The following is a 13467-nucleotide window of genomic DNA, read 5'->3' as shown; positions in this document are numbered from 1 at the left end:
CTCCCTGCTCACGCTGCCCCGAGATAGCGCAGTGCGATGGCGGTCAGCAGCCGGACGCCGACCGCGAGTGCGTCCTCGTCGAGGTCGAACCGAGGATGGTGCGGTGGGTAGACGATACCGCGCTCCGGGTTCGCGACTCCCAGGCTGATCATGCAGACGGGCACACGCTGCGCGACGAAGGCGAAGTCCTCGCCGGCCATGAGCGGTTCACGGTCGAAGACGCGGTCAGGTCCGAGCAGTTCAGTGGCGACCTGGCGGGCGAGGGCAGTGAGTTCGGGATCGTTGTGCATGGCGGGGTAACCGCGGAGGTAGACCGTGTCGGCCTCGGCCCGCATCGCCTGCGCGATGCTGCGGGCGAGTTCAGCGATACGTCGTTCGATGTGGTCGCGAACGCTCGGCGAATAGGTGCGGACCGTACCCTCGAGCACGGCATGGTCAGGGATGATGTTGGTCGCTGTGCCGGCGTGGAGCTTGCCGACCGTGATGACGGCTGAATCGAGCGGATTCGTCTCGCGACTGACGAGCGTTTGCAGTGCGACGACGATGTGCGCCGCGATGACGATCGGGTCGACCGCAGCCTGCGGCTTGGCGGCGTGCCCACCGACGCCGCGCACGACGATCCGGAACGTATCGGCGGCAGCGGTGGCAGGCCCCGGCGAGACGGCAACCTCCCCGGCGCGACGCGTGCTATCGACGTGCAGGGCGAAGGCGGCATCGACGGGGGGATCATCGAGGATACCGTCGGCGACCATCGCGGCCGCGCCGCCCGGCCCTTCCTCGGCGGGTTGGAACATAAGCTTGACGGTGCCAGCGAAGCGATCGCGGAGCTGGTTCAAGAGCTCGGCGACACCGAGGAGGATAGTTGTGTGGGCATCGTGCCCGCAGGCGTGCATAACACCAGGCCGCGTCGAGCGATATTGGACGTCGTTCTGCTCGTCGATCGGCAGCGCGTCCATGTCGGCACGGAGCAAGACGGTTCGCCCGGGCCCGCGGTCGCCGCGGATCACTGCCAGGATGCCGTTTCCACCGGTCGGCGGTCCAGGTTGGATGCCAGCTGCACGCAAAGCTTCCGGTGACATGAAGAGGGAGCGACCGTCCCCACCCAGGCCGGATCGGTACTCGATACCGAGCTCGCGGAGATGCCCGGCGACGAGGCGAGCGGTGTTGGTCTCTTGCAGCGAGAGTTCGGGGTGCATGTGCAGGTAGCGACGGGTTTCCCGAAGCCAGGCATCGAGTTCCGGTGTCACCTGGACAAGTTCATCCCAGTGCATCGTTCCCCTCCTCGAGATCGCCCGATCCAGGGGTGATCGTACCATCGATCGGTGCCACACGATCGGTCGATCTCGTGCAGCGGGTCGGGATCATTTGCGCGCGCGTCGAGGAGTTTGCGAAGATGTTCCTGGACACTTTCGTGTACCGGGTGCCTCCTACTGGAACCGAAGGCCTGGTACACAGCACCGAAGGTACGAGCGGTGATCACGGTCTTTCTCGGACGGCTCCTCAGTATCGTTCTGATCGACCTCGTGCTCAGCGGGGACAATGCGCTGGTCATCGGGATGGCGGCTCATCAGTTACCGCCGCGCCAGCGTCGCTGGGCGATCGTTCTCGGTGGGGCAGGGGCGATCGCGCTGCGCGTGCTCTTCACCGCCCTGGCGGCACTGCTCCTGGCGATCCCGCTCCTCCGAGCGATGGGTGGGCTGCTGGTCGGCTGGATCGGCTTCAAGCTCGTGCGTGAGGAGAGCGAGGCGCGGGTGCTTGCGCCGGCGCTGTCGCTCTGGGAAGCGATCCAGACGATCACGCTCGCGGATTTCGTTATGAGTTTCGACAACATGCTGGCGGTCGGCGGGGCTTCACATGGAACGGTCGAGCTCCTCGCGTTCGGTCTCCTGCTTTCGATGCCGCTGATCCTGTTCGGGAGTGGGGTGATCGCGGCTTTGCTCGATCGTGTGCGATGGCTCGTGTGGATCGGCGTCGGTGTTTTGGCAGTCACCGGTGGACGCATGATCGTCGAAGACCCGATCGTCTCGGCCTGGTTGGGAGAGTCGCTGGCGTGGCCAGCAGTAGGCCTCTTCAGCACCGCGATCGGGATCGTGGCACTCTGGCCGAGCATGCGGCGGCGCTTGCGTCGAGAGCAGGCTGGAGGGCACCCGGTGCGACAGGATGAGACGCGGCACGCGAGGTGAGGGATGTACAGCGGGCGGTTTCCCTATGGACGGTACGATCGAGCTCCGCAACCGGATCTGACGCTCGAGGATCTGCGGCGCGTGTATGTCCTCGTACCGCGTGAGGACGGGCGAGGTGACGAGAACGTCACGGTGGTCGAGATGACCGACCGGCAGTTCCGCGAGTGGATCGTGGCGAAGGCGGCGTTGCACGGGGTACCGCTCATCCCGCCGTTGGGACGGATCGGGTTGGAGACGCGGCTCCGGCTCCTGAACTACCTGATCCACCACGGCGTGCGGATCTATCTGGTACCCAAGCCAGAGGCATGAGCGTAGCTGCTGGATACCACGAGCCACGCCGGTGGCGTCTCCACGAGGATACGGTGCGTCTCGCCATGTCAGTGCGCTGATTCCTCCGTCAACGAGAGTACAGAGGCCGCACAGCACGATTCGCGAACCCCCCTCTCTTCCCTGTTCAGATTCCTCGCCCATCCGGACATCCAGCCGTCCGGTACCGGGACTCCTGGACTTCTGTCCTGAAGCGGCTTCCGACCGACAGGATATCGGCACGAGGTCGACCGATGGGTAGTGTAGGTCGTGCGAACGTCGCGCAGGGAAGGGAAGGAGCGCCAGGATGGGGATCTTCGAGACGATGCGCGTCAGCCTCTCGGCGCTCACGGCACAGCGCGTGCGGATGGACGTGACCGCCTCGAACCTGGCGAACGTCGACACGACGAGGACGCCGCAAGGTGGGCCGTATCTCCGGCGTCAGGTCGTCTTCGCAACGGAGCAACCAGATGCGTTCGCGCGGCTGGTGCAGACGCGCACGGGACTCGTGCCGTCGGCACCGAGTGCAGCGCGCGGCGTGCGGGTGGCCGGGATCGTCGTCGACCAGCAAGCCGTGCGTGAGGTCTACGACCCGACGCACCCGGACGCGGACGAGAACGGAATCGTCCGGTACCCGGACATCGACGTGGTCAGCGAGATGACGAATCTCATGGCAGCGACCCGTGCCTATGAAGCGAACGTAACCGTGCTCGAGTCGCTCAAAGCGATGGCGATGCGCGCGTTGAGCATCGGCCGCGCATGAGCACTGTGGTGGAGAGGGAGTAGGGAGCGATGAGCATCTCGCCGATCGCGCCGATCGTTGCAGATATCACACCAGTCGGAGCCGCGAACTCGCCGACAGCAGCTGCTCGTCCATCGTTCGGCCAGGTGCTGGAGCGCGCCTTCGGTGCCCTGAACGAGCAGATCAACGAGGCAGACCGCTTGGCGGTCGCGCTCGCGGCGGGCGAGGACGTCGATCTGCATCAGGTGATGATCGCGCTCGAGACGGCCTCGATCGGCTTGCAAGCGGCATTGCAGATCCGGAACCGGGCGCTGGAAGCCTATCGTGAAGTGATGTCGATGCCGATCTGACGGAGTGAGCGGGACGGATCGAGCGCATGCTGCGGCGTCTCTCGGTCTACTGGGACTACGTCCGTGAACGGTGGGATAGTCTGAGCCAGAACCGCCGGGTGGCGATCGTCGCCGTGGCGCTGACGGCGATCTTCGCCGTGGCCTTGCTCCTGTTGATCCAGCCGCCGCAGCAGTATGCGCCGCTCTACACCGGGCTTTCGGCCGACGACGCAGCGGCGATTATCGAGCAGCTCCGTCAGCAAGGAGTACCCTACAAGCTCAGCAACGACGGGACGACGATCAGCGTCCCGGTCGATCAGGTGGCCAAGTTGCGGTTGGCGCTGGCCGCGCAGGGGTTGCCGAAGAGCGGGACGCTCGGGTTCGAGCTCTTCGATCGCTCGTCGTTCGGCGTGACGGACTTCCAGCAACGCGTGAACTACCAGCGGGCACTCGAAGGGGAACTGGCTCGGACGATCAGCCAGCTCGACGGCGTCCAGTCAGCGCGGGTACATCTGGTGATCCCCGAGGAATCGCTGTTCAGCGAGCAGCAACAGCCGACGACTGCGGCAGTCGTGCTCCAGCTGAAGCCAGGCAGCCGGCTGACCGACGAGCAGGTGCGCGGGGTCGTGCATCTGGTCTCGGCGGCGGTGCCGGGACTGCAGCCGGAGCATGTCACGGTCGTCGACGAGAGCGGGAATGCGTTGTGGTCCGGCGGTGGCGTGGCCGCTGCGGGCGGCATGAGCGATCACCTGAAGGCACAGCGGGCGTTCGAGAGCGCGCTGGCGACGCAGTTGCAGACGATCGTGGCGCGGGTAGTGGGGAACAACAACGCTGCCGTGCAAGTGAGTGCGAACTTCGACTGGGACCAGCGGCAGGTCGACAGCGAGATCTACAGCCCGAACGGGACACAGCCGCAGGTGCGCAGCCAGCAGGAGCGCGTGCAGACGACAGAGGGAACAGCGACCGGGCCGATCGGTGTGCCGGGGGTCGACAGCAACGTCGGGACTTATCAGGAAGGTGCCGCCGGGCAGAACCAGCAGCGCAGCGAGCTGCGCGAGACGACGGTCAACTACGAACTCTCGCGGCAAGTGGAGCGTGTCGTCCAGGCGCCTGGGAAGATCCAGCGCCTTTCGGTCGCGGTCGTGTTGAACAGCGCGGCGGTCGATCCGGCAGTGGCCGAACAGGTGCGCGATCTCGTGGCCGCGGCGGCGGGAATCGTCCCGGAGCGTGGTGACGAGGTGACGGTGAGCGTGGTGCCGTTCACGACGGCGAACGCCGAAGAAGCCGCGGCCCAACCGTCGCTCATGGAGCGGCTGCTGGAAGCGGCTCGGTTGGGAGCGATCGTCCTCATCCCGCTGATCGCGCTCTTGATCGCCTGGCGCGTGCTAGCGGCGCAGCGCGCTGCACTCCCACCGGCTCCGCGTTACGAGGTCGCGACCGAGGCCTTGCCCGGTGGGGCAGCGGCGGCCAGTGTCGCGCCGGGTACGGTGCCCGGCCTCGGCACACAACGAGAAGCGGCACTCAAGGAACCGGTCGGGCCGCCGCCGACGCTCCGGGAACTCCAGGAGCTGGCGAAGAAGGATCCGGCGACAGTAGCACACGTTGTCCGTGCCTGGTTGAACGAGGAGTAACCGGAGATGACGGCGCAGGTGCCGACACGACCAGGCCAGCAACCGGAGCGCCTGAAGGGCGCAGCGAAAGCGGCAGCCCTCTTGATGGCGCTTGGGCCGGACTACTCGGCGAAGGTACTCCAGCATCTCCAGGAACACGAGATCGAGGTGATCACCGTCAAGGTCGCGACGATGCCGCGTCTCAACGAAGAGGAGGTACACCAGGTACTCAACGAGGCGCACGAGATGGCGGTCGTACACCGCTACCTCGCGGTCGGTGGCATCGAGTACGCACGCGAGATGCTGGCGCGAGCGATGGGACTCGAGCGCGCGAACGCATTGATCGATCGGGTCGTGACGATGAACCCGCCGGCGCCGTTCGAGTTCCTGCGGAAGTCGGATCCGCGGCAGATGGCGATGTTCCTGCAGAACGAACACCCGCAGACGATCGCGTTGATCCTGTCGTACCTGCCGCCGGTGCAGGCGGCAGCCGTGATCAGCCATCTCAACGAGGACTTGCAGGCGGAAGTCGCTCGACGGATCGCGACGATCGATCGCACACCGGCTGAGATCGTCAAGCGGGTCGAGGAGATCATGCGACGGCGGATGTCCTCGCTGCTCACTCAGGATTCGCGGACGGTCGGTGGTGTGCCACATCTCGTGGCGATCCTGAGCAAGGTCGACCGCAGCACGGAGAAACACATCCTCGAGCGACTCACCGAAGTCGATCCCATGCTGGCGGAAGAAGTTCGCAAGCTGATGTTCACGTTCGATGACCTGATTTTGCTCGATGACCGCTCGCTCCAGCGCGTCCTGCGCGAGGTCGACATGCGGGATCTGGCGCTGGCGCTCAAGGCGGCGCGGGACGAACTCAAAGAGAAGATCTTCCGCAACATGTCGCAGCGAGCGGCCGAGCTGCTGCGGGAAGAGATCAGTTACCTCGGGCCGGTCCGGATCCGAGCTGTGGAAGAAGCGCAGCAGCGGATCGTCGCGATCGTGCGGCGCCTGGAAGAGGCCGAAGAAATCGTGATCTCACGCGGCGAGGAGGCGATCCTTGGCTAGCGGTCGCGTGGTCAAGGGGGATAGGGCGACGGTGGCGGGAAGCGCACTGGTACTTCCCCAACCGTCCGCTGCTGACCGGGAGCGTGCGGTGCAACTTCTCGCGGAGGCGGAAGAGCGGGCCCGGGAAATCGTGGCCGCAGCGGAAGCGGAGGCTGCGGCCTTGCGATCCGCAGTCGAGGCCGAAATCGAAAACTGGCGACGGCAGCTCTGGGAAACGGCACTGGCTGAAGCGCGGACGCACCTTGAAAAGGAACTGGCAGCGGAACAGCGGGCGCTCTTGGCACGGCTGCACGATCTCGTCGAGCGAGCGGTCATCCAGGAACAGGAGATCCGTCACGCATACGCGCATCTCGTCCTCGAGCTGAGTGTGCTGATCGCCGAGACGATTCTGCGGCGCGAGGTTGCCCGCGACGATGGCCTGCTCGGCCGGCTCGTCGAGACAGCTCTGGCTCAGGCGCCGCGTGCACCGGTTACACATCTCATCGTCCACCCGGACGATGTCGAGCGGGCACGCGCGTGGCTGGCTGCTGCCTGGGACGGCCGCCCACCCGTCGAGGTAGCCGGTGACCCACATGTCGATCGCGGTAGTTGCGTGCTCGGTACCCCGGTCGGGTTCGTTGATGCGCGGCTGTCCACGCAGCTGGAAGCGATTCGGCGAGCGCTTGCGGAGGTAGCCGATGAGTGGTGACCAGCTGCTCGAGCGGTTCCGCGAACGTCTGTGTGGCTTCGAGCCGATCCGGCGGGAAGGGCGGGTGGTGCGCGGTATCGGGTTGACGGTCGAAGCGATCGGGCTCGACCTGGAAATCGGCGATCTCTGCCACATCTTCCCCAGCTTCGCGGAAGAGGGGCGCCTGGCAGCGGAGGTGGTCGGCTTTCACGACGAGCGTCTCGTGCTGGTGCCACTCGCTGAGCTCCGTGGGGTGCGACACGGGAGCCGGGTGGTTCCAGCACCGGAGGCGCTGCACGTGCCGGTGGGGCCGGAGCTGCTCGGGCGGGTGATCGATGGCCTGGGGCGCCCGATCGACGGGAAGGGGCCCTTGCGTTGTCGGCGACGTGTGCGGCTGGGGGGCACGCCGCCCAGTCCGCTCCAGCGGGCACCGATCCGCGAGATCCTGCCGACCGGTGTGCGGGCGATCGACGCGACCTTGACGTGTGGACGCGGCCAGCGTCTCGGAATCTTCGCTGGTTCTGGGGTGGGGAAGAGTACCTTGCTCGGGATGATCAGTCGCAACGCAGTTTGCGACGTGCGGGTGATCGGGTTGATCGGCGAGCGCGGGCGGGAAGTGCAGGAGTTCATCGAGCGCGACCTCGGCCCGGAAGGGCTGGAGCGCGCGGTACTCGTGGTCTCGACCTCCGACCAACCGGCACTCATGCGGATCAAGGCAGCCTGGACGGCGACGCTCATCGCCGAATACTTCCGCGACCGTGGCATGAGCGTGGTGCTGATGATGGACTCGGTAACGCGGCTGGCGATGGCTCAGCGCGAGGTGGGTCTGGCGGCTGGTGAGCCGCCGGCGACGCGTGGCTACCCACCGTCGGTGTTCGCGCTGCTCCCACGGCTGCTCGAACGAGCGGGCAACGCCGAGCGGGGCAGTATCACCGCGTTTTACACCGTTCTCGTCGAAGGTGACGACCTGAACGAGCCGATCAGCGACACGGTGCGGGGAATCTTGGACGGTCACATCGTGCTCTCGCGGTCGCTGGCTGACCGTGGACATTTCCCTGCGATCGACATCCTCGCGAGCGTCAGCCGTCTGATGCCCAACCTGGTGAGTCCGGAACAGTGGCAGCTGGCGAGCGAGGTGCGGGAGTTGCTCGCTGCCTACGAGAGTGCGCGCGACCTCATCGATATCGGCGCGTACGTCAGCGGATCGAACCCGACAGTCGACCGGGCACTGGCATTGCTGCCCGAGTTGCGGCGCTTCCTGCAGCAGCGGCCCGAGGAGAAGGCACCGTTCGCTGCCACGCTGGAGTGGCTGGGACGGATCGTCCGTGGCCGAGGAGGTGTGGATCCACGAGAACGCGCACGAACACCGGTGGAGGCGTAGGAGGTAGGGCACGATGGTACGCGCGCTCCGCCAGCGAGCCGGACGGATGACGCGGCTCCTCGAACACCGGCAGAAGCTCGTCGAAGACGCACAGCGGGAGCTAGCTGAACGACAGCGCTGGGTGGCGACCTGTCAGGGAGCTCTGGACGAACTCGCCGCATCGCAGCGGGCACTGGCCGTCAGTCTGGCAGCACTGGCAGGTAAGCCGGTCGACCCGGTGGTGTTGGCCGGGGCGGAGTCGTACGAAGCCTGGCTGGTGCGACGCCGGGACGAGCAAGAGGCACTGCTGGAAGAGGCGAAACGACGTGCCGAACAGGCACGCGTAGCGCTGATCGCCCAGCGGCGGGAAGCCAAGAAGCTCGAGGTGATGCGTTCACGGTGGCTGACGGCGGCACGGCAGCTCGAGCAGAAAGCCGAGGAGGCGATGCTCGACGACGTCGCGACTGTCCGCGCAGCGTACCGGCTGCAGGCGCGTGACGGATCGGTCTGAGGAGTCGCTCTCGATGGCGGGAATCACGATCCCACCCGAAATTCTCGCGACGATGCCAGCGCGGTTCGGTGTTCGCTCGCCGCAGCTGGGCGGGCCGACATCGCGGTCGGCGCAATTCTGGACGCTGCTGGCCCAGCGTGGGATCGTCTCCAACACGGGCGTTGGATCGACGAGCGGAGCGAACGCCGCGAGCGATTCGCTGGCCGCCTTGCGAGGCTCGTGGCCGGTCTCCGGTGCGGTGACCTCGACCTACGGTCCGCGGTCGCTCTTGCCAGGAGAGACGCTCCATACCGGTATCGACATCGCTGTTCCGGAAGGAACGCCGGTGCGGGCGACAGCGAGCGGCACGGTGCGCTTCGTCGGCAATACCGACGGTTACGGGCTACGTGTCGAGATCGATCACGGGAACGGCGTGACGACGCTGTACGCGCATCTGAGTGCGGCTGCGGTCGCACCCGGTCAGCGGGTCGAACGTGGCCAGGTGATCGGCCGGAGCGGCAATACTGGTGCCTCGACTGGGCCGCATTTGCATTACGAGATCCGCCAGAACGGGCGGGCGATCGACCCTGCGCCGTTTCTGCAGGCGACTGGGGACGCGCGAGTGGACCGCCGTGCGCTCCCGGTTCCCTTCGGTCAGTTGATCGCGGTGACTGCGCAGCGTTACGGGCTCGACCCGGCGCTCCTGGCCGCGATGGTGCAGGTGGAGAGCGGGTTCGACCCACGGGCCGTTTCACCGGCGGGCGCGAAGGGGCTCTTGCAGCTCATGGACGGAACCGCGACGGCGCTCGGCGTACGCGATCCGTTCGATCCGGCTCAGAACCTGGACGGTGGTGCACGGTACTTCCGAGAGCTTTTGGACCGTTTCGGCGGTGACGTGCGACTGGCGCTGGCCGCATACAACGCTGGTCCGGCGGCAGTCCAGCGTGCGGGTGGGATCCCGCCGTACCCGGAGACGCAGCGATACGTGGAGGCGGTGCTCGCGACGTGGCGCAGTCTGGGCGGAACGGGATGAGAGGTGAGCGATGGCAGGCACGGTCGGTCCGATCGGCATCCTGGCGAGGACGCTCGATGCACTCGCTCTCCGGCAGCAGGTGACGGCGAGCAATGTGGCGAATGCCGACACGCCTGGTTTTCAGGCGCAGGCAGTGCGGTTCGAGGACCTCCTCGAATCGATGCTCAGCGGGCGATTCGCGCCGCTGCCGCTGGCGCGTACCGATCCGCGGCACATCGCTACCACGCCGGTCTCGGCTGCGAGTGTGGAGCCGGAAGTGGTCGAACTGCGTGGCACCCGGTATCGGGCCGACGGTAACAATGTCGACATCGAGCAACAGATGGGGCTCCTGGCCGAGACGACGCTGCGCTACAGCGCGGTGAGCGAGATCCTCGCCCGGCGGCTGGCGATGCTGCGGGCGATGGCGAGCGGTGGCCAAGGCAGCTAAACCGGTTGAGGAGGTGCGGCGGTGGTACTCCCGATCTCCAGTCCGACGGTCAACGAGGGGATGCCGCGAGGGCCGGGTTCGGTCGCGCCGACGACTGGTGACGCGTTCCTGCTGCTGCTCGCGGCGTTCCTGGGACTCGGTGAGGCGGCGGCGTCGGTTGCGGACGGTGACGCGAGCGCGCCCAAGCTCGACGCTTCCGGACAGGCCGAAAGTCCGAAGAAGGTCCTGCGCGACGAGCATGACGTGTTCGCGCTGCTGGCGCTGACTGGATCCTTCCCGATCCCGGTCGGAGTACGGGCGTCACCGGTACTCGGCGAGGAAGCGTCCCTACCGTCACCAGAGGTAGCGCCAGTCGGTGTCCAGACGGTCAGTGCCGTCGGTCCTGCACAGCAGCTGGCGCAGCCGGTCACTGGCGATGGGTCACCGAGTCTCGCTCCGAGCGGAGAGCAGACGGCAACCAGCCTGGCCGAGAGCCTGGCGGCGGCCACCTCGGCGGGAGCGGGACTCGCCGAGGTGGAGGGCGCGCTGCGCGACGCCGCGCCACTGGCGGGCGTACTGGCTACCGAAGAGAGCGCAGCAGGCACCGTATCGCAGCTGCTCGGATCGGTCGCGGTCCCAGGCAAGACGGAACAGGCTAGAGTACGGACAGGACAGCCACGGCAAATCCCAGCGGAGGCAGCGGTCGGGTCGGATGCGGTGTCACAGGCTGGTCAGGTCGTCCCGCGGACGGCCAAGGTTGGTGACGCGGTGCTGATCCCCGAGCCGGCGAACCTCGAGGGGGTGCTGTCCAGGCATTCGGTCGAACCAGAGCGGGCTGCGGCTGAGGAACGGATCGGCATACTGCCGAATGCAGCGACCGTGCCGGGCATCGAACAGCGCGGGTTGGCTCGCCCCGTGGAGGCGGGGGGGCCGGTGCCCGATGCGGACGTGGCTGGGCAGGTGCAGGAAGAACTATCGCGGGCGCTGGAGCGTGGCGCGCGGCAGATCCGGGTGCGTCTGGAACCGCCGGAGCTCGGTGTGGTGGACATCCGGGTGCGGGAAATCGGCGGGCGCCTCGAGGTGACGCTGGCAGCCAGTCGACCGGACGTGCACCAGGCGTTGGAGGCTGGGCGCGAGGGGCTGCGGACAGCGTTGGCGGCGAGCGGGTTCGCTGTGCAGCGCGTCGAGGTCCAGCCAGGATTCGCGGCGAGCGGGCAGGGGACGCTGGGCGGTGGGCAGTCCGGAACGGGATGGAACGGTGGACAACACGGGTTCGCGAGCGATACCGGATCCGGCCGCTGGAGCGGCGCGCCGACGAGTGACCGGGTGAGCCCGGGAGACGAGTCGGTTCGGGTGGGCCAACTCGAGATGAGCGGCCTGGTCGATACACGGGTGTGAGGAGGGGCGAGGATGAGCGTGAACGGCATTACGGCCAGCAGCCCCGCGACGACGAGTTCGACTGGGAACACCGGTTCGGTCGGGCCAGGTGGGAGGCTGGACAAGCACGCGTTCCTGATGCTGCTGGTCGCCCAGCTCAAGAACCAGGACCCGCTCAATCCGATGCAGGACCGCGAATTCATCGCACAGCTCGCGCAACTCAACGCGCTAGAGCAGCTCCAGCAGCTCAACGAGACGGTCGCGGCCATGGCTCAGCATGCGGCGCTCGGCCAGGTGGCGAGCTATCTCGGCAAAGTGGTGAGCGGGTTGGAGCGCTCGAGTCGCGAGCTGGTGAGCGGGACGGTGGTGCGGGCAACGATCCTGGACGGTACCGCGGTGCTCGAGCTGGATAGTGGACAGCGGGTGGCCGTGCAGGACGTCGTGAGCGTGGCCATGCCGAAAGAAGGGAACGACACGCGAGCTGGTGACAGCAGCTCCGGGCGTACAGGGGACGGCGGTGCGGACACGCCAACGTTGCCCGGTGAGGCGTAAGTGCGGACGCCAACGAGGAAAGGATCGGGGGACGAGCCATGATGCGATCGATGTTTTCCGCGATCTCCGGGTTGCGAGCACACCAGACGTGGATGGACGTGATCGGCAACAACATCGCCAACGTCAACACCACCGGCTTCAAGGTCGGGCGCGTGCGCTTCACGGATATCCTGAGCCAGCTGGTGCGCGGGGCGAGCGGCCCGACCGAGCAGCGGGGCGGCATCAACCCGCTGCAGATCGGACTCGGTTCAGTCGTCGGCGCGGTCGATACGATCCACACCCAGGGAGCGCTGCAGCTCACCGGGAAGCCGAGCGACCTCGCGATCCAGGGTGACGGCTTCTTCGTGGTGAGCGATGGCTCGCAGACGCTCTACACGCGGGACGGAGCGTTCGATATCGGTTCGGATCTCCGACTGGTCAACCCGTCGACCGGTTTCTACGTGCTCGGCTGGCAAGCGGATGCCGACGGCAAGGTCGATACGGCCGGGCCGGTGGGGCCTATCACCATTCCGATCGGGCAGCAACTCGATGCCGTGCCGACGACCCAGCTCACGGTGCAGGGGAACCTGGACGCGAACCAGAGTACCGCAGCGACCCCGCCGCACTACGTGACCAAGGTGAGCGTGGTCGACTCGCAAGGGAAGCGACACGAGTTCTATATCCTCTTCGAGAAGACGGGTGCGAACACGTGGGACTACACGATCCAGCAAGACGATCCCCGGACGTCGGCGGACGAAGACGCAGCCGATCCAGACTTCACGCTCGGTGGGGCGACGACGGGGACGCTCCAGTTCGACGCGAATGGGAATCTCGATTTGACCAACTCGACGATCGGAGCGGTCGACCTGGATGCGACAGCCGGTGGGGCGGGGATAGTGAGCGTCACCCCGGACTTCTCACGGTTGACGCAGCTCGCGGCCCCGTCCACGGCGAACGCTGCGGCCAACGGCGCACCGGCTGGCTCGCTGACGACGTTCACGGTGAGCCAGTCGGGCGAGGTGCTGGGTATCTACTCCAACGGCGTGACGAAGGTGATCGGGCAGATCGCGCTGGCGCTGTTCACCAATCCTGGTGGTCTCATGAAGGTCGGCGGGAATGCGTACTTGCCGACGGTCAACTCCGGTGAGCCGATCGTCGGTCCAGCTGACTCGGGAGGACGCGGCAAGATCGCCAGCGGCTATCTGGAGATGTCGAACGTCGACCTGGCGCAGGAGTTCACCAGCATGATCATGGCCCAGCGCGGATTCCAGGCGAACTCGCGTGTCATTACGACGAGCGACGAAGTCCTGCAGGAACTCGTGAACTTGCGCCGGTAGGGCGTTAAGCGACGCCAAGAAGGGACGGTCGCGC

The 13467-nt window shown here is 66.6% G+C and carries 15 protein-coding genes; 14 read left to right on the top strand and 1 reads right to left on the bottom strand.

The window, feature by feature from the left end:
• Positions 1 to 8: 8 nt before the first annotated feature.
• Positions 9 to 1271 carry a M20 metallopeptidase family protein gene (locus tag OO015_RS09965; protein WP_265941112.1) on the bottom strand — a complete coding sequence of 421 codons (1263 nt, stop codon included), beginning with the start codon at positions 1269 to 1271 and terminating at the stop codon, positions 9 to 11.
• Between the two features lie 201 nt (positions 1272 to 1472).
• Here OO015_RS09965 and OO015_RS09960 point away from each other — a divergent pair, with 201 nt between their 5' ends.
• The 14 genes from OO015_RS09960 to OO015_RS09895 all read left to right on the top strand — a co-directional run bounded on the left by OO015_RS09960 (position 1473) and on the right by OO015_RS09895 (position 13433).
• Positions 1473 to 2183 (top strand): TerC family protein, encoded by a 711-nt coding sequence (locus OO015_RS09960; protein ID WP_265941111.1) that lies wholly within the window; start codon positions 1473 to 1475, stop codon positions 2181 to 2183.
• A gap of 3 nt (positions 2184 to 2186) precedes the next feature.
• Complete coding sequence (locus OO015_RS09955) at positions 2187 to 2492, top strand: hypothetical protein (RefSeq protein WP_265941110.1); 306 nt, start codon at positions 2187 to 2189, stop codon at positions 2490 to 2492.
• A gap of 304 nt (positions 2493 to 2796) precedes the next feature.
• Positions 2797 to 3252 (top strand): flagellar basal body rod protein FlgC, encoded by a 456-nt coding sequence (flgC, locus tag OO015_RS09950; RefSeq protein ID WP_265941109.1) that lies wholly within the window; start codon positions 2797 to 2799, stop codon positions 3250 to 3252.
• A gap of 29 nt (positions 3253 to 3281) precedes the next feature.
• Positions 3282 to 3581 (top strand): flagellar hook-basal body complex protein FliE, encoded by a 300-nt coding sequence (gene fliE, locus OO015_RS09945; protein WP_265941108.1) that lies wholly within the window; start codon positions 3282 to 3284, stop codon positions 3579 to 3581.
• Between the two features lie 26 nt (positions 3582 to 3607).
• Positions 3608 to 5191 carry a flagellar basal-body MS-ring/collar protein FliF gene (gene fliF, locus OO015_RS09940; RefSeq protein ID WP_265941107.1) on the top strand — a complete coding sequence of 528 codons (1584 nt, stop codon included), beginning with the start codon at positions 3608 to 3610 and terminating at the stop codon, positions 5189 to 5191.
• 6 nt (positions 5192 to 5197) lie between these two features.
• On the top strand, positions 5198 to 6232 hold the full coding sequence (gene fliG, locus OO015_RS09935; RefSeq protein WP_265941106.1) for a flagellar motor switch protein FliG: 1035 nt from the start codon (positions 5198 to 5200) through the stop codon (positions 6230 to 6232).
• Positions 6225 to 6920, top strand: coding sequence for a FliH/SctL family protein (locus tag OO015_RS09930; RefSeq protein ID WP_265941105.1), 696 nt, complete (start codon positions 6225 to 6227; stop codon positions 6918 to 6920). The genes fliG and OO015_RS09930 overlap by 8 nt, the downstream gene beginning before the upstream one ends.
• Positions 6910 to 8280: a FliI/YscN family ATPase gene (locus OO015_RS09925; protein ID WP_265941104.1), complete on the top strand. Its 1371-nt coding sequence runs from the start codon at positions 6910 to 6912 to the stop codon at positions 8278 to 8280. Before OO015_RS09930 ends, OO015_RS09925 begins: the two co-directional genes overlap by 11 nt.
• 13 nt (positions 8281 to 8293) lie before the next feature.
• Positions 8294 to 8770 (top strand): flagellar export protein FliJ, encoded by a 477-nt coding sequence (gene fliJ, locus OO015_RS09920; RefSeq protein WP_265941103.1) that lies wholly within the window; start codon positions 8294 to 8296, stop codon positions 8768 to 8770.
• Between the two features lie 13 nt (positions 8771 to 8783).
• The gene (locus OO015_RS09915; protein WP_265941102.1) at positions 8784 to 9782 is read left to right on the top strand and encodes a peptidoglycan DD-metalloendopeptidase family protein; all 999 of its coding nucleotides are present in this window, start codon (positions 8784 to 8786) and stop codon (positions 9780 to 9782) included.
• Positions 9783 to 9792: 10 nt separating this feature from the next.
• On the top strand, positions 9793 to 10209 hold the full coding sequence (flgB, locus tag OO015_RS09910) for a flagellar basal body rod protein FlgB (protein ID WP_265941101.1): 417 nt from the start codon (positions 9793 to 9795) through the stop codon (positions 10207 to 10209).
• 21 nt (positions 10210 to 10230) lie between these two features.
• On the top strand, positions 10231 to 11586 hold the full coding sequence (locus tag OO015_RS09905) for a flagellar hook-length control protein FliK (protein ID WP_265941100.1): 1356 nt from the start codon (positions 10231 to 10233) through the stop codon (positions 11584 to 11586).
• 12 nt (positions 11587 to 11598) lie between these two features.
• The gene (locus OO015_RS09900; protein WP_265941099.1) at positions 11599 to 12117 is read left to right on the top strand and encodes a flagellar hook capping FlgD N-terminal domain-containing protein; all 519 of its coding nucleotides are present in this window, start codon (positions 11599 to 11601) and stop codon (positions 12115 to 12117) included.
• A 38-nt stretch (positions 12118 to 12155) separates the two neighbouring features.
• Positions 12156 to 13433 carry a flagellar hook protein FlgE gene (locus OO015_RS09895; protein ID WP_265941098.1) on the top strand — a complete coding sequence of 426 codons (1278 nt, stop codon included), beginning with the start codon at positions 12156 to 12158 and terminating at the stop codon, positions 13431 to 13433.
• Positions 13434 to 13467 lie beyond the last annotated feature (34 nt).

It is taken from the genome of Thermomicrobium sp. 4228-Ro (genome assembly GCF_026241205.1).
GTDB lineage: Bacteria > Chloroflexota > Chloroflexia > Thermomicrobiales > Thermomicrobiaceae > Thermomicrobium.
The sequence above is the reverse complement of the archived record's forward strand: the minus strand, read 5'-3'. Positions and strand labels throughout refer to the sequence as shown.